Below are 16,175 nucleotides of genomic sequence, written 5' to 3'. Positions count from 1 at the left end.
AAACCGCCAGCCGCCGCAAGTGGCCAGCCTGCACGCCTGCCACTTGCGACACGCCAGCCATGCCCGCGCCTATTTCTTCTTGGCCGCCTCGTGCAATTCGCGCCAGTTCGCCACTTCGCGCCAGCTCAGGCGCCGCGCGGGCAGCGGCGCGCTGACGACCTTGAGCCCCGCCCCGCTGGCCGCGCCGGGCAAGCCCGGTTGCAGCACCGCCAGTTCCTTGCGCCCCTCGGCCCGCCCTGCCGCCGTCACGGCGCCCACCGTGCTGTTCAGTTCCAGCGCCAGCGGCGGCGCGCGCGCCAGGCCATCGAACAAGCGCCCCGTCTGCTCACCCGCCTGCACGACACCGGCGCCATCGGCGGCAAAGCCACTGAGCACATCGAGCACGTACAGGCGCGTGGCCGGCTTGGCGCAAGCATCGCGTCCGGGCAGGACGGTATTGAACAGTACCTTGCCGGCGGCCAGTACGGGACCATGGATACTGCGTTCGCCCGTCTGCGCGGTATCGAGAAAGTCGAGGTACCAGCCGCGCCTGGCGTCGCTGCCCATGTAGCGCAGCTCGGCGCCGTCGACGCGCACGCCGTCCGCCGCCTCGCCCAGGCTGCGCTGTTCCAGGTCGGCCCGGCTGCGCGTGGGAGATGTTGCACGCACATCGTCGTGCACGGCATAAAACGACTGGGACAGGAAGGCGGAAGGCCAGGTATCGCCCGCCTCGGCCAGCTTGCCCGTGCCGAACAGCAACAGATAACCGCCACCGGGCGCGTATGCCACGTTCAGTTGCTGCGCCACGGGCTGGCGCCTGCCCTGCGCGTCGCGCGCGACAAAGACGAGCTTGCGCCCCTGCCCCTCCTGCCACGGCGGGCCGCCAGCCATGTCGAGGCGCCAGATATTGCCCTGCAAATCGCCCGCATAGATATACGCCAGCGCGCCGTCACCGCCCGGCACCACGGCGGGCGGACCCAGCGCCTGGGGCATGGTGCCCGCGCCCGCATCAGTGTCATGGCCTCCATCGCCACCACTGCTGCCGCTGGCCACGGGCACCTTGAGCCGGAAGTAATTACTTCCCAACAGCCACGGCGTGCCGGGCGCCTTGTCCAGCGCCAGCAGGAAGATGGCGGCGGCCGCTGCGGGCGCCGTCGTGTCCTTGCCATCATTTACATAATTGTTGTAGCCGCTGGCGACGATGACGAAATCGCGGTAGGCCACTGCCCCCTCCTTGCCACCCATGTTGATGCGGGCAAAGGCGGGCGGCGCGCGCACGTTGCCCATCAGCTTGTCGTCGCGTTCCGTGAATTCCCACAGCGCCCCATCCTGCGCGAAGCGCGCCGGGTCGGTGACGTTAAGCGCAAACACGCCTTGCGCCCCGCCGCCCATGCCCGACACCAGCACCGTCTTCCAGTGCCCCAGCGCCAGCACTTCCGCCGTGGCCGCCGCGCCGTCGAGCAGCGGGCCGGGACTGTAGTGAGTGCTCGCAGCGGCTGCCGTGGAGCGCAGCAGCGCCTGCGGCAGATAGGCAAACATTTCGCTGCCCGTGCGGGCATCGAAGGCATGCAGCAAGCCATCGTTGGCGCCCAGGTACAGCATTTTCCGCCGCTGCAGCAGCGCCTGGCGGTGCAAGCCATATCCCGCCCCCGGCATGCCCAGCCCCGGCGCGCCCACGTACACGAGATTGCCGTATGGCGCCGCGCCCAGGCTGCCGGACCTGCGCCGCAGGAAGCCGCCCGGCTGGCCCGCCTCGTGCGTGCGCTGGCCCAGCAGATATGCCAGGCGCGCGTCGCCTTTTCCATCGCCGCCGTCGAACGCGCCGCGCTGTTCCGCGTCCAGCCGCGTCCAGGCCAGCGGCATCAGGGCGCCCTTGGCGTCGAGCGTGTAGACGGGACGCAAGGCCGCCGGCGTTCCATCCTGCGCGGGCTGCGCCTGTCCGCCCACGCGCCACCATGGCTCGCCGGGAAGCAGTGCGCCATCGGCGCCCACGGCAAACGCGGTGCGCGACAAGGTCATGCTGCCATCGGCCAGGCGCAGTTGCGTCTGGAACCAGTACGCCTCTTCCGTGCCATTGGCCAGCGCCATCAGGGCCGGCCCTGCCAGCGCCGCCGGCAAGCTGCCCTTGTCGGCGGCCGCAAAGGCTGCGCGCAGTCCCGCGACCAGGGCGGCCGGGTCGCTGCCAGGCAGGTAATGGGTAGGCCAGCGCCCGTCGAGGCTCCATTCCTCCAGTGCGCCGCCCACCGCGCTTTTGAACGGATTGGCGTCGCCGTTCCCATCGAGAAAACCGCCATATTTGGCCGTAAGCAGCAAGGGCGTCGCGGCGGGAGTGGCTGCAGATTCGCCGGCCGGGTCGCCCTGGCGCAAGTCACCCGCGTAGTGTTCGACCTTGGCAAGGCCGTCATTCTTGCCGCCGGGACGCAGCGCCTGCACATGCGACCAATAGGCCAGGCCCGCCGCATGGTAGCTGGCGCCGCCCGCCCCGTCGGCCAGCAGTTCCAGTGCCGCCAGTTCGGGCCGTGGCGCAGGATTGCCCAGCGCACCGCCGCTTTCCAGGCTGCCCACTGCGTGCGTCCAGGCCATCGCATCGAACGGCGGCTGCGCAAAACCATCGGCGGCGCGTGCGCGGTCGCCGGGCGAGGCGGGCACAACAGGGACATTGCCGGGCACGTAACGGTCGCCCGCCATGCCCGCGTCGCCGAGGCTGACGACGACGTGGCGCTGGCAACTGGCCGTTTGCGGGTCGCTCCATGGGATCACGACCGGCAAGCCGTCGTCGACGGCAGGCGGCGCCGTGGCGGGAGGCACTGCGGCGCTCGCTTGCCGCCCCTGCAGGTAGCGCAGCGATTCGTACAGCAATTCGGCCAGCGGCGCGGCGCTGGCGTACGCGCCGGGATGCGCGCCGTTGCTGCGGCCCAGGGCATTGATGTAAGCGGTCACCCCGCCGCCAGAGCCCGCAGCTTGGTCCGCAGTTTGAACCGCATACACGCCAGTGGCGGGATTCCACTCGGTCCCGGCATTGTCTTGCGGCATAAAGTCGGGCGCCGTCCAGCGCTGCCGTCCCACATGGGCCAGCGGCGCGCGCAGCACGCCGCCATACGCGGGACCGCTGGAGGACATGCCATTCAACAGACCAAACACGCCCACGCGCACCCGGCCGCCATGGCGCTGCACGGCACCCACCGGCTTGTAGTTCTTGCCATAGGCGAGGCACAGGTCGTCGCGCAGCGGCCCTTCCTCCGTGTCGCAAACGCGCACGCGCGCGAGGAACACGCCGTGCGTGGCAGCAAAGCCGGGCGCGTCGCAACTGCCGCCAGGAGGCAGGCTGGCATCGCCGAACAGCAGGCGGTTGCGGCAGGAAACGATGGCCAGTTGCGCCAGCGCAAACGGTGTCGCCGCCGCCACGCCGGTGTGCAAGACTTTGCGCGGGAAAAAGACGGGATGGGCATAGAAGTCGATGGGGCTGCCGGCATCGGGCAGGTAGGCACGCTGCAGCACCGTCTTGCGCACCTCGTCGATGACGCGGTCGCCGCCCGTCAGGGCATAGCGGACGATGTCGAGTATGCTGGCGCTGGCCCAGTTCAGAAAGTTTCCGCTAAAACTATCGCCGCCGCAGCCGTGCTGCGCATCGGCCGGCTTCAGCACGGAGAAGTAAGCGGTCGCTACGCGCAAGTCCGGCAGCATGACGCCGTCCTTGCTGCGGTAGGGATAGCTGTAACACATGCGCGCATGGAAGTAACCGAGGTACTCGCGCTGCGGCGCATACTCGCCGCCATACGCGGCGGCCGCCGCCGCATGCGTGAGCGACAGGTTGAGCAGCAGATTCGGCGGCACCCTGGCGCCATGCAAACCCGCGTCGGCCCGCGCCAGCGCCACGGGAGGTGCGGCCGCAAGGACGGCGCCGCAAACCAGGCAAACCAGGCCGATCAGCAGCAGCCAGGCGGCCCTTAAAGCGGATGAGCAAATCCTCATGGCCCCGCTCCCGCCGCCTGCTTGCGGTAATAACTTTGCAGCACGACTTGCGTGCTGTCCTGCGCGCCAAAACCGATGGCCGTGATGCGGTACACATAGCTTTCCGTGGCCAGGCCGCCAGCCACTGCCGCCGCCTGCGCGCCGGGCGGGTGAAACGGCAGCAATTCGATCAGATAGCGGGGCCGGCGCGACGGCAGGAAACCCTGCCCCGTCTGCATGACGGCGCCCGTAAACTGGCCATACGGCACCGCGTGGCTGCCACTTCCTCCCTCGGCGCCATCGAGGTCCATGCTCAGCCAAAGGGCCGGCGCATCTGGGGGCGCGGGCAGGCACAGGCCCAGTGTGCCTGCCTCGCCGCAGCCGTCCGCGAACCCGGCCGCGCTGCCAGGCGCGAACAGGCTGCTGCGTCCCGGCGCGCCGGGCAAGCCTTCGATATCGTTCTGCGCATCCACCAATGCTTCCTCCGCCGCCTGAAACGCGATCTGCCGGTCGCGCTCGCCGCGCGCCGCCTTTTCGCCCTGCAAGGCCATCTGCGCTGCCGATATGCCCAGCAGCAAGATGATTACCAGCAGGCACAGCACATACACGAGGCTGGCGCCACCTTGGCGCGCACGAGGTGAACAACAAGGCACACAACGAGGTACGCAACAGCGGACGCCCGCGCCAGCCATCGCGGCACCGCCTAGGCCGGCCCGTTGCGCAGCATGATGCTCGTCTGCACCAGTTGCCGCAGCCGGGAGCGCGTCGCGGCGGGCAAGGACGCGCGCGCGATGCGCACGCCCGTGTCGCCGGCGCCGTGCGCCTCGGCATATGCCTTGCCGAACAGGTCGAACTGCGCCGGGCCCAGTTCCGCCATCTTGTCCGCCTGGCCCGCCTCACCATGCAGCAACAGCGCCACGCGCACGCTGGCCACGCGCTTCCAGTGCGTGCGTCGCCGCAAATCGCGCTGGCGCGCGGCCACGTCGGCACCCGCCAGCACCAGCGCCGCATCGTAGGCGTCGAGCGCGCCGGCATTGACATAGCGGTTCGCCACGCCATCGGGCGGCGTATCCGTGTCGAGGCCATACAGCACCTGGAAAGCGTCGACGCCACGGATGACGGCGTCCGCGCCCCAGCCGTTCGCGCCACGGTATTTGCAGCGCAGTTCGCCCTCGCCATCGGCGCCCTGCGCCACATAGAAGATGCTCCAGCCCCGCTGCGCCTCCATTTGCGCGGCGCCCACGCCGAAACCGGCGCAATTGAGCACGGAACCGTCGCCGCCCTCCTCCTTGCCGGCGCCGTAATAGCGCAGGGCCAGCACGTCGCTGCCATGCAGGGCGCCGGGCAAGGCGCCGCTGATGCCGTCGCTGTTCTTGCCCAGGCTGCGCGCGTCGAGCCCGGCGACATTCGCGCTGTCGTCATCGGCATGGGCGACGGGCGCGGCGCTGCTGTCCCAGTTCACATATGCCGTCTGGCGCACGGCTCGGGCGATGGTGTCGAGCGCATAGCGGCCATTGTCGTCCAGCCGCGCGCTGGCGGACTGGTCTCCATAGCTGCCGCTGGTGGCCAGCAACACGCTACTGGCGGCCAGCATCAGCAGCGCGCCCAGCGACAGCGCCACCAGCAGCTCGACCAGGCTTATGCCGCGCTGCCGGCGACTGGCGTGCGTGCCGCTCATGCGCCGCCTCCGCCCAACTGGAGTGCCAGCCTGGGCAGCGACTCGTTTGCCGCATCCACGGCGGGTTGGCCATCGGGCAGGCGGGCGCGCCAGCCCAGCTTGATGACGACGGGCGCGCCCTTGCCGCCGCTGCACGCCCAGTGCAAGCCTTGCGCGGCGGCATCCCAGGCAGAGGCATCGCGGCAGATATGCAGGCGCGCGCCGGGCAAGGCCGCATGCAGTTGCTGTTTCCACTCGGCGATGTCGAATTGCGCCAGTTCGGCCGCGCCGCAGGCAGCAGCGCCGAAGCAGTCCGGTGCACCACCGCCAGCGTCGGCGCCGTCCGCCGCCGCGTAGGCTACGTTCAAATAGGGATTGCTGGCATCGGGACCGTACATGAGCACGCCGTTCGCGCGCATGCGTTCGGCCATGCCTGCGGCCAGCTGCGCGCCCGCCGACAATAGCGCGGACTCGTGGCGCGCGCGCAGGGAATGCAGTTGCAAAATGCTGGCTCCCAGCAGGCCCAGCGCCAACAGCAGCAGCGACACCAACACCTCGACGAGGCTGCTGCCACCGGCCAGAAACTTGTCGCGACCGCCATTGCGCATGCCTTGCTCCCTTCCGCAGAAAGAGTCGCAAGAACAGGCGGCCCAGCTACAAGATAGGCGCGCGCAAAAATCCGGATCTGCGCTGGCGCAAACAGCATGGCGATAAGGTGGGAAGAACAGCGTAGGGATTGATCAGACCGCTTGCCAGGCGAACGCTGGCGTGGTGAAAACGGGGCGCAAAACGGGGCGCATGAGCGGCCCCGTCGCCGATAAAGTGAGCGTCAGGGCTTGCGCGCCTGCCCCACTTCGGCAATCGCATCCTGGAACTCGGCCAGGTCTTCGAAATTTTTATACACTGAGGCAAAGCGGATGTAGGCGATCTTGTCGAGGCGCTTGAGTTCCTGCATGACGAGTTCGCCGATATAGCCGGAATCGACTTCACGCAAGCCGCTGGTCAGCAGTTTTTCCTGGATGGAGGCGATGGCCGTATCCACCGAGGCGGCCGCGACGGGACGCTTGCGCAAGGCCAGCATCAAACTGCCGCGCAACTTATCCGCAGCGAACTCCGTCCGGCTGCCATTCTTTTTGACGACGGCAGGCATGATAAGTTCAATGCGTTCGTAGGTCGTGAAACGCTTGTCGCATTTGCCGCAGCGGCGGCGGCGCCGAATGGCATCCCCTTCCTCCGATACGCGCGTATCGAGAACCTGGGTGTCGCCGTGCTGGCAAAATGGACATTTCATGGGCTGGCTACAACTTTATAGTAATAATTGCGGGAAATCGCCGCCCTTGTACAAAGGGCGCCCGAATCACTCCGGGCGCCCTGGGGCACGAAGGAATGTGTCATACAGAATCTTACTCCGTATGACACATTCTGGACAAATAATTATGCTGCGTACACAGGGTGCGCGTCGGCCAGCACCTTCACGGCCGCTTTCACGCGCTCGATGGTGGCGGCGTCATGCGGATTGTCCAGCACGTCGGCGATCAGGTTGCCCACTTCTTCCGCTTGCGCTTCCTTGAAACCGCGCGTCGTCATCGCCGGGCTGCCCAGGCGGATGCCCGAGGTGACGAAAGGTTTTTGCGGGTCGTTCGGGATGCCGTTCTTGTTGCAGGTGATGTGCGCGGAACCGAGGATGGCTTCGGCTTCCTTGCCCGTCAGGTTCTTGGCGCGCAGGTCGACCAGCATGACGTGCGACTCGGTGCCGCCGGACACGATGCGCAGGCCGCGCTTGATCAGGGTTTTCGCCAGCACGTCGGCGTTCTTGATCACTTGCTTCTGGTATTCGACGAATTCAGGGCTCAGCGCTTCCTTGAAGGCGACGGCCTTGCCGGCGATCACGTGCATCAGCGGGCCGCCCTGGATGCCGGGGAAAATGGCCGAGTTGATGGCTTTTTCGTGTTCGGCCTTCATCAGGATGATGCCGCCGCGCGGGCCGCGCAAGGATTTGTGTGTGGTCGAGGTGACGAAGTCGGCGAACGGCACCGGGTTCGGGTACAGGCCGGCGGCGATCAGGCCCGCGTAGTGGGCCATGTCGACCATGAAGTAGGCGCCCACTTCCTTGGCGATCTTGCCGAAGCGTTCGAAGTCGATCTTTTTCGAGAACGCGGACGCGCCGGCGATGATCAGCTTCGGCTTGCGCTCGCGGGCCAGGCGCTCCATCGCCTCGTAGTCGATGTCTTCTTCCGCCGTCAAGCCATACGACACGACGTCAAACCATTTGCCGGACATGTTCAGCGGCATGCCGTGGGTCAGGTGGCCGCCTTCGGCCAGCGACATGCCCATGATCAGGTCGCCCGGTTTCAGCATGGCGAAGAACACGCCCTGGTTCGCCTGCGAGCCGGAATTCGGCTGCACGTTCGCGCATTCGGCGCCGAACAGCTGCTTCACGCGGTCGATGGCCAGTTGCTCGGCCACGTCGACGTATTCGCAGCCGCCGTAGTAGCGCTTGCCTGGATAGCCTTCGGCGTACTTGTTCGTCAGCTGCGAGCCTTGCGCTTCCATTACGGCTGGCGACGTGTAGTTCTCCGACGCGATCAGTTCGATGTGGTCGTGCTGGCGCGTGTTTTCTTTTTGAATGACGGCGAACAATTCAGGATCGACGTTGGCGAGGGTATGATCTTTTGCAAACATGTAAAAACTCCAAGTATGAGGGTGCTTGTACTGGCAGGTTGGATCGAATGAGGGGAGCCGGCGTTAAGTGAATAACAACATTGGACGGGCAGCCTCTTCGTGCTTTTCCATAGTGGCTACCCAGGCGAACGGCTTATGAAAAATCTCACGTTTCCCGGTGGGTGCCCACCTTTCGCCGGTTTGCCGATCGCCACTCATGGAGATCGCCCGACTTTTCGCCAGTCACGTGAGACGTAATGGAAGTCAAATTGTAAGTTAAGTGCCCAAATTGAGCAAGGAATGCAACCGTGCAGCTATAATCGCCGCGCGCCACCGCAGCCAGGGCACGGCCGCAGGCCGCCCCGGCGCGCGCGGTGCTTAAGCTGGGCTTAAACCTGGCTGCGGCTTGTAAGCGTATGTTACGAGGCTTGCCATTGCACACGCCGGATTTACAATGCTGCGGTGCAACTTATATGCAGCTTTTGCATGGCTTTCCAGCAAGCGCCCACAGTCACAAGAAGAAAAATCGCGTAAAATGTTGCTCAATCTCACTACTGGCGCAATAAACATGCCTTCAGTCTTTACCTGGAACGTACGTGTCTACTATGAAGACACCGACGCCGGCGGCATCGTCTATTACGCAAATTACCTGAAATTCTTCGAACGCGCGCGCACCGAATGGCTGCGCGCCATCGACGTGGGCCAGCAGCAATTGCTGGAACAGCACGACGCGATGTTCGTTGTCAAAAGCGTCAACGCCGACTATCATGCGCCAGCCAGGCTCGATGACACGGTAAGATTGACCCTAAGCATAGAAAAAATGGGGCGCGCCTCCATCGTTTTCCTGCAACAAGCCTGGTGCGGCGACCGCCTGCTCAACACTGCCCGCGTCAAGATCGGCTGCGTCGACTCGGCACTGCGCCCGCGCGCCGTGCCCGATGCCGTCGCGGCCCGCATGCGCGCCGCCTGAGCCCTACCGCCACTCCCGGATAATTCACCCAACAGACTGCCAGCCAATGAACGTTACACAAGATCTTTCTTTCCTCGCGCTCATCACCAATGCCCATTTGATCGTGCAACTGATCATGGCCCTGCTGCTGCTGATTTCCCTGACCAGCTGGACCTATATTTTCCGCAAGATGTTTGCCGTGCGCCAGGCGCGCAAGCAAACCATCGAATTCGAACGCAGCTTCTGGGCCGGCGGCAACCTGCATGCGCTGCACCAGAACGCCAGCGGCAACCGCGACCAGAGCGGCGCGCTGGCCCGCATCTTCGATGCCGGCATGGGTGAATTCATCAAGGGCAAGGCTTCCTACGGTTCGCGCGACGCGCTGGACGTCGGCGCCGTGCTCGACGGCGCACGCCGCGCCATGCGCGCCGCCTTCCAGCGTGAAATGGACGTGCTCGAATCGCACCTGGCCTTCCTCGCGTCCGTCGGCTCCGTCTCGCCGTACATCGGCCTGCTCGGTACCGTGTGGGGCATCATGAACGCCTTCCGCGGCCTGGCCAACGTGCAGCAAGCCACCTTGGCCGCTGTCGCGCCCGGCATTGCCGAAGCGCTGATCGCCACCGCCATCGGCCTGTTCGCGGCGATTCCCGCCGTCGTCGCCTACAACCGTTTTTCGCACGACATCGACCGCCTGGCGATCCGCTTCGAGAGCTTCGTCGAGGAATTCTCCAACATCCTGCAGCGCCAGTCGCGCTAAGAGGGAGCAGCGTCCATGGGTTCCTCATTCAATAGCGGCGGCATGCGCGGCGGCCGCGGCCGCAAGTTCAAGTCCGAGATCAACGTCGTGCCGTACATCGACGTGATGCTGGTACTGCTGATCATTTTCATGGTGATGCCGTCGTCGAACAATCCCAGCGTGGTGAACCTGCCCAACGCGGAAAAGTCGGCGAAACCGCCCGATGACTATATTCAGATCGTGCTGAAACCGAATGGTTCGCTGTCGATCGGCGTGATCGGCAAGGAACAGCTGTCGCCGGAAACGGAACCGAACCGCGACGCCCTGCTGCGCAAGCTGCGTGGCTTGCACGAAAGCAATCCCGACTATCCCGTGATGATCGCGGGCGACAAGGAAAGCAAGTACGACGATGTGATCCAGCTCATTTCGGAAGCGAAAAAGATGGGCATTACCCGCGTCGGCCTGGCCACCAAGTAAGCGCAGCACCCTGTTTCCAGACTTGACCGTTTTTAGATAGACTAGACTTTGCAGAACAAACAAATCGACCATGTACTCGGCAAGCCCTACAGCGTGCCGCGCGAACGCAGCCGCTGGCCCTCGCTGGGCCTGGCGCTGGCGATGCACCTTGGCCTGCTGTTTTTCCTGTGGGTGGGCGTACACTGGCAAAATACGGAACCTGTCGCCGTCGAAGCGGAAGTGTGGGACATGAAGGTGCAGACGGCCGCGCCGCCGCCCGACGTGGCGACGGAACCGGAGCCGACACCGGCCCCGCCGCCGGAACCGCAAGTGGAACAGCCGGCCCCGCCGCCACCGCCGCCCGTGGCCGCACCCGAGCCGAAGGTCGACCTGCGCGAGGCGGAAATCGCCCTGGAACGCAAGAAGGCCAAGCTGAAAGAAGAAAAAGAGAAAGCGGCAGAGCAAGAACGCCGCAAGCAGGAACAGAAGGAACGCGAGGAAGAAAAGCGCGAACTGGAAAAACAGAAGCAGAAAGAAAAAGACAAGGCTGAAAAGCTCGAGAAGGAAAAGGCCGACAAGCTGGAGAAAGCCAAGCTGGCCAAAGAGAAAGAAAAAGCGGCGGAAGAAAAAGCCGAGAAAGAACTGTCCGAGAAAAAAGCGGCGGCGGAAAAAGCCGCCAAGGCGAAAAAAGCGGCGGAAGAGAAAAAAGCCGCCGACAAGGCGCGCGCCGCGGAAATGAGCCGCATCACGGGTGCGGCGGGCGCCGGTACAACGGGCACGGCCGCGAAAGCGACCGCGCCACGCAAGGACAGCGGCTATGTCGCTGCCCTGACGAGCAAGATCAAGAGCAATATCGCGTACAGCGGTAGCACTGACGTGCCGGGCAACCCGCGCGCCGTGTTCAAGATCGAGCAACTGCCAACTGGGGAAATTATTTCGGTCCGAAAGATAAAAAGTAGCGGCCTGCCGGCGTATGACAGCTCGGTGGAAAACGCCATTAACAAATCGTCGCCACTGCCGAAGAAAAAAGACGGCACTGTGGAACGCGAGATTGAACTCATATTCGAGATGAAGGATTTGCCTAAATGATGACCATGAAAAAAATGAGCTACGTCGTGCTCTGCGCCGGCCTGATGCTGGGCGCGGCCGGCGCCCAGGCGCAGCTGCGCGTGGAAATTACAGGGATCGGCAGCAACCAGATCCCGGTGGCGGTCGCCACCTTTGCCAATGAATCGGCGGCGCCGCAATCGTTATCTAGCATCATCAAGGCCGACCTGGCGCGCAGCGGCGTGTTCAAGCTGATCGACGCCGATGCGCCCGTGTCGGAAACGGCGCCTGTCAGCTACGAGCAATGGAAGTCGCGCGGCGCCGACGCGCTGGCGGCCGGCAGCGTGCAAAGCATGGCCGATGGCCGCCTGGACGTGCGCTACAAGCTGTTCGACACCATCAAGGGCGCGCAGATCTCCAGCATGAACAATGCGGCCGCGCCGCAGTTCAACCGCCTGCTGGCGCACAAGATCGCCGACGACATCTATGAAAAGCTGACGGGCGTCAAGGGCGCGTTCGCCACGCGCATCGCCTACGTCACGCAATCGGGCCGCGAATACCGCCTGGAAATCGCCGACGCCGATGGCGAAGGCATCCAGGTCGCCCTGCGCTCGAACGAGCCGATCATTTCGCCGTCGTGGTCGCCGGACGGCACCAAGGTGGCGTATGTGTCGTTTGAAAAGAAAAAGCCCATCGTCTACGTGCAAAACCTGGTGACGCGCCAGCGCACCATCGTCTCGAACGAAAAAGGCAGCAATTCCGCGCCGAGCTGGAGCCCGGACGGCTCGCGCCTGGCCGTGGCCCTGTCGCGCGACGGCCATACCCAGGTCTACACCGTCAATGCCGACGGCAGCGGCTTGCGCCGCGTCAGCAACAGCAGCGGCATCGATACGGAACCGCAATTCTCGGCCGATGGCCAAAGCATTTACTTCACCAGCGATCGCAGCGGCGGACCACAAATCTACCGCATGTCGACCAGCGGCGGCGAAGCCAAGCGCGTGACGTTTGGCGGCTCCTACAACATCAGCCCGCGGATCTCGTCCGACGGGAAGACACTCGCTTATATTTCCCGTCGCGACGGCAATTTCCAGCTCTACGCGCTCGACCTGGCTAGTGGCCAGGAACTGCGCCTGTCGGACACCGCCAACGACGAATCACCGAGCTTTTCGCCCAACGGGAAATATATCATGTACGCGACCGAATCCGGACGACGCAAGTCGCTGGCAGTGGTATCGGTGGATGGCCGCGTCAAACAGCGTTTGACTACGCAAGCTGGCAATATCAAGGAGCCCACCTGGGGTCCTTTTATGAAGTAAATGCTGTACAGTTTCACCTTTAACCATGACCCGGAGAATAAAAATGAGTAACTTTAAAAGTTTGGCTTTCATCGCCGCTACCGCAGCCCTGCTGTCCGCCTGCAGCACCCCAGTCAAAGTGGCAGAGACCCCAGTGGTTGAGCGCGCTCCTGAAAAAGTCGCAGCTCCAGTTGACACCCGTCAAGTTCAGCCAGTAACGACCGCATCGGTCGATCCACTGGACGATCCAAAAGGCGTGCTGGCCAACCGCAGCATCTACTTCGACTTCGACAAGTACGTCGTGCGTGAAGCGGACACCCCAGTCGTGCAAAACCACGCTGCTTACCTGGTGAAAACCCCATCGCGCAAGATCCTGATCCAAGGTAACACCGATGAACGCGGTGGCGCTGAGTACAACCTGGCCCTGGGCCAGAAACGTGCTGAAGCCGTGCGCAAGTCGATGGCCGCCCTGGGCGTGCCGGAAGGCCAAATGGAAGCCGTGTCGCTGGGTAAAGAAAAGCCTAAAGCACAAGGCAGCAACGAAGCGGCATGGGCTGAAAACCGCCGCGCTGACATCGTTTATTGATGTTCAAGGGTGAGCGCGCAAGCATTGACGCTTACCTAACTGGCCAGTCATAGGCATAATAATGGGGCGCAGCGCGGTGATTCACCGCCCGGCGCCCCGTTTGCATGTTTTGCGTAACCTTTGAAAGCCCGACCCATGATGACATTCTCGAAAGCCGGCGTCGCCGCCGCCTTGATGGCCGCGTTTGCCTACCTGCCCCTGCACGCCAACGCCGCCCTGTTCGACGACGACGAAGCGCGCAAGGCCATCCTGGAGCTGCGCGCCAAGGTCGACGCCATGGCGCGCGACCTGAACGGCCGCATCGACGCCAAGGCGGACAAGACCAGCACCCTGAGCATGCTCAACCAGCACGACCAGACCATGCAGGAGATCGCCCGCCTGCGCGGCCAGATCGAAGTGCTGGGCAACGACCTGGCGAATGTGCAAAAGCGCCAGAAGGATTTCTATACCGACATCGACGCGCGCCTGCGCAAGCTCGAACCGCGCCAGGTCACCATCGACGGCCAGGAAGCGGCCGTGGGCGTGTCCGAGCAAAGCGCGTACGAATCCGCGTTCGGCCTGTTCAAGTCGGGCGACTACAAGGGCGCCGTCACGGCCCTGGACGGCTTCGTGAAACGCTATCCGGAATCGGCCTATGCGGCCAATGCGCAATACTGGCTGGGCAACGCCTATTACGCCCAGCGCGACTGCAAGAGCGCCATCACGGCCCAGCAGGCCGTGCTGAAGAACTACCCGGACAGCCCGAAAGCGGCCGACGCCATGCTCAACATCGCCAGCTGCTACACGGAGCTGAAAGACAAGCCGAACGCCACCAAGACCCTGAACGCCCTGATCGCGCGCTACCCGGACTCCAGCGCGGCCCAGGCCGCCAAGGAACGGGCCGGCAAAAAGTAAAAGCGGGGAAAAAGTTGCCCGTTAGGTTTGACAGAATCCCGGGCACCCCCTATAATCTTTCTTCTTCGGGTCGTTAGCTCAGCTGGTAGAGCAGCGGACTTTTAATCCGTTGGTCGCAGGTTCGAATCCCGCACGGCCTACCACGAATACGCAGTAATGATCTGCTTGCGAGTTGTTATAGCAAGCATTTTTTTACGGCACAGTGTTACCGAAGTTGTTGTAAAAAGTTTTTGGGTCGTTAGCTCAGCTGGTAGAGCAGCGGACTTTTAATCCGTTGGTCGCAGGTTCGAATCCCGCACGGCCTACCAAATACGTCAGAGAAGCCAACCGTTCGCGGTTGGCTTTTTTGTTTTCTAGGCTTGCCTGGATCGCAGCCACTCCTTCAATACATCATTCATACGCGTTTGCCAGCCATCACCGGTGGCCTTGAAGGCATCAAGGATCTCGGCGTCGAAGCGTATGGTCGTGCTGACTTTGCCGCCAGTGCCGGCGGGCCTGCCGCGGCGGCGCGCCACTTCCTGTTGCGCCTCGGGACGGGAAACGGGCTTGTCGCCCACTTGCCAGACGCCCTGCTCGAAAAAACCGTCCGTCAATTCGGGCGCATCGTCGGGATCAACCGAGGCTTTGCCGGTATTTTTCGATTTCGCGTTCATTTGCTTTCGTCAACCTAACGGCATCAAAAGTGATTCTCATTATTTATTGCAGTAACAAATAATGGAAACAACCAGTCTCTTTCGAGCAAGGGTGCCGCCGGAACACTACGCCATCGATCTTAACGCGACGCCAGCGCCGGCCTTCCAGCCAGATGCGCGACCACCGCGCCCATCACCCGCCCCAGCGGCACCTCTACCCAGCGGTAAAACGCGGCGCCGGACGCCAGACTGGCGCCCCAGGCCGTCAGCATGCCCAGCGCCTGCCACTCCGGTTCGAGCGGGACATAGCTGATAAACAGCGCATTCACCAGCAGGCTGACGGGAAAGTGCACGAGGAAGACGGCATACGAGATGCGTCCCAGGGCGTTGACGATGTTCCAGACGCGGCCCTGCGACGGCGTGCGGGCGCGCCCGAACAGAAACAGGGCGCAGGCGACGATCAGGGCCAGGGCGATCCGGCTGCGGTAGTCGACGGCCAGGGCCAGCAGCACGGGCACGGCGGCCATGGCCATGAGCGCCGTCATGGCGCCGGGTTTGCGGGACGGGTCGCTGGCCCACCAGGCCAGCATGCCCAGGCCATAGCTGCCGAAGAAATACGGCGCCCAGTTATCCCAGTCCGCGTCGAGATTGAAATACAGCAGGGAAAAGGTGATGCCCACGGTGACGGCCAGCGGCATCAGCCAGTGCCCGCGCCGCTGGCCCGCCAGGCGGCCGCCCAGCCACAGCAGCGATACCGTCAGCATATACAGCTGAAAATCGATGGCCACGTACCAGGCGCCGGCCGACAGCGACTCATAGCCCAGCACGCCGTGCAGCAGCAAGGCATGGGCGCTCAGCTGGCCCAGGGTGACGGCGGCCGACATGGAGTCGTGCATCATCCAGATGCCGGCCACAGGCGTAATCACTGCGGCAAGCAAGGTAGCGGCCAGGAAAGGCGGCGCCAGCTTGGCATAGCGTCGCCAGATCGCCTGCAGCGGGGTAGCGATGCCGGGACGGCCGGCAGGAGAGAGCGATTTGGCGACCAGGAAGCCGCCGATGACGAGGAACACTTGCACGGCGATGCGCGCGCTGCCGCCCAGCCAGCCCAGCAACTCGGGCCACAGGGGCTGTACGTAGTCGGACATGGGCCCGTAAAACGCCAGATGGTGCAACACGATCAACTGCGCCGCGCCTGCCTTCAAACCATTGATCCAGCCAAACTGCGGACGATGTGCCAGGTCCGCCTGTGATACCACTGCTGCTGCCGTCATTCCCAATCCTTGCCGTGCCAGGTAGTGTCGCCAGCCCGTCGCGCAACAGGCGCGCGGCTGA

General features: G+C 64.0%; 15 protein-coding genes, 2 tRNA genes and 1 riboswitch. Of the genes, 9 read left to right on the top strand and 8 right to left on the bottom strand.

Annotation, left to right across the window (positions count from 1 at the left end):
* Positions 1 to 69 precede the first annotated feature (69 nt).
* The 6 genes from AC07VH_RS28665 to glyA all read right to left on the bottom strand — a co-directional run bounded on the left by AC07VH_RS28665 (position 70) and on the right by glyA (position 8,269).
* Positions 70 to 3,951, bottom strand: a complete 3,882-nt coding sequence (locus tag AC07VH_RS28665; protein ID WP_494789366.1) for a pilus assembly protein — start codon at positions 3,949 to 3,951, stop codon at positions 70 to 72.
* A complete protein-coding gene (locus AC07VH_RS28660; protein WP_494789365.1) occupies positions 3,948 to 4,622 on the bottom strand; it encodes a pilus assembly PilX family protein in 675 nt (224 codons plus the stop codon). The genes AC07VH_RS28665 and AC07VH_RS28660 overlap by 4 nt, the downstream gene beginning before the upstream one ends.
* A gap of 11 nt (positions 4,623 to 4,633) precedes the next feature.
* Positions 4,634 to 5,608, bottom strand: coding sequence for a PilW family protein (locus AC07VH_RS28655; protein ID WP_494789364.1), 975 nt, complete (start codon positions 5,606 to 5,608; stop codon positions 4,634 to 4,636).
* Positions 5,605 to 6,195: a type IV pilus modification protein PilV gene (pilV, locus tag AC07VH_RS28650; protein WP_494789363.1), complete on the bottom strand. Its 591-nt coding sequence runs from the start codon at positions 6,193 to 6,195 to the stop codon at positions 5,605 to 5,607. The genes AC07VH_RS28655 and pilV overlap by 4 nt, the downstream gene beginning before the upstream one ends.
* A gap of 221 nt (positions 6,196 to 6,416) precedes the next feature.
* A complete protein-coding gene (nrdR, locus tag AC07VH_RS28645; protein WP_034759169.1) occupies positions 6,417 to 6,878 on the bottom strand; it encodes a transcriptional regulator NrdR in 462 nt (153 codons plus the stop codon).
* A gap of 143 nt (positions 6,879 to 7,021) precedes the next feature.
* Positions 7,022 to 8,269 (bottom strand): serine hydroxymethyltransferase, encoded by a 1,248-nt coding sequence (gene glyA / locus AC07VH_RS28640; protein ID WP_058050318.1) that lies wholly within the window; start codon positions 8,267 to 8,269, stop codon positions 7,022 to 7,024.
* 111 nt (positions 8,270 to 8,380) lie between these two features.
* Positions 8,381 to 8,505: riboswitch (ZMP/ZTP riboswitch) on the bottom strand.
* Between the two features lie 311 nt (positions 8,506 to 8,816).
* Here glyA and ybgC point away from each other — a divergent pair.
* From ybgC to AC07VH_RS28595, 9 genes are all read left to right on the top strand, one after another.
* Complete coding sequence (ybgC, locus tag AC07VH_RS28635; protein ID WP_326457785.1) at positions 8,817 to 9,218, top strand: tol-pal system-associated acyl-CoA thioesterase; 402 nt, start codon at positions 8,817 to 8,819, stop codon at positions 9,216 to 9,218.
* 46 nt (positions 9,219 to 9,264) lie between these two features.
* Positions 9,265 to 9,954, top strand: a complete 690-nt coding sequence (tolQ, locus tag AC07VH_RS28630; RefSeq protein WP_475417583.1) for a protein TolQ — start codon at positions 9,265 to 9,267, stop codon at positions 9,952 to 9,954.
* A 15-nt stretch (positions 9,955 to 9,969) separates the two neighbouring features.
* Positions 9,970 to 10,410, top strand: coding sequence for an ExbD/TolR family protein (locus AC07VH_RS28625; protein WP_223278896.1), 441 nt, complete (start codon positions 9,970 to 9,972; stop codon positions 10,408 to 10,410).
* Between the two features lie 48 nt (positions 10,411 to 10,458).
* Complete coding sequence (gene tolA / locus AC07VH_RS28620; protein ID WP_475417584.1) at positions 10,459 to 11,478, top strand: cell envelope integrity protein TolA; 1,020 nt, start codon at positions 10,459 to 10,461, stop codon at positions 11,476 to 11,478.
* 5 nt (positions 11,479 to 11,483) lie between these two features.
* Positions 11,484 to 12,752 (top strand): Tol-Pal system beta propeller repeat protein TolB, encoded by a 1,269-nt coding sequence (gene tolB / locus AC07VH_RS28615; protein WP_475417593.1) that lies wholly within the window; start codon positions 11,484 to 11,486, stop codon positions 12,750 to 12,752.
* Positions 12,753 to 12,795: 43 nt separating this feature from the next.
* Positions 12,796 to 13,317 (top strand): peptidoglycan-associated lipoprotein Pal, encoded by a 522-nt coding sequence (gene pal, locus AC07VH_RS28610; RefSeq protein ID WP_034759187.1) that lies wholly within the window; start codon positions 12,796 to 12,798, stop codon positions 13,315 to 13,317.
* A 135-nt stretch (positions 13,318 to 13,452) separates the two neighbouring features.
* Positions 13,453 to 14,211, top strand: a complete 759-nt coding sequence (ybgF, locus tag AC07VH_RS28605) for a tol-pal system protein YbgF (RefSeq protein ID WP_489628350.1) — start codon at positions 13,453 to 13,455, stop codon at positions 14,209 to 14,211.
* 67 nt (positions 14,212 to 14,278) lie between these two features.
* Positions 14,279 to 14,354, top strand: a tRNA-Lys gene (locus AC07VH_RS28600).
* 89 nt (positions 14,355 to 14,443) lie between these two features.
* A tRNA-Lys gene (locus AC07VH_RS28595) sits at positions 14,444 to 14,519 on the top strand.
* A gap of 45 nt (positions 14,520 to 14,564) precedes the next feature.
* Here AC07VH_RS28595 and AC07VH_RS28590 read toward each other — a convergent pair.
* Both AC07VH_RS28590 and AC07VH_RS28585 read right to left on the bottom strand, forming a co-directional pair.
* Positions 14,565 to 14,864 carry a BrnA antitoxin family protein gene (locus AC07VH_RS28590; protein WP_494789362.1) on the bottom strand — a complete coding sequence of 100 codons (300 nt, stop codon included), beginning with the start codon at positions 14,862 to 14,864 and terminating at the stop codon, positions 14,565 to 14,567.
* Positions 14,865 to 14,983: 119 nt separating this feature from the next.
* Positions 14,984 to 16,114 carry an acyltransferase family protein gene (locus AC07VH_RS28585; RefSeq protein WP_494789361.1) on the bottom strand — a complete coding sequence of 377 codons (1,131 nt, stop codon included), beginning with the start codon at positions 16,112 to 16,114 and terminating at the stop codon, positions 14,984 to 14,986.
* Positions 16,115 to 16,175 lie beyond the last annotated feature (61 nt).

It is taken from the genome of Janthinobacterium sp. GW821-FHT03C10, assembly GCF_059420865.1.
This window is presented reverse-complemented; position numbering and strand designations above follow the sequence as displayed.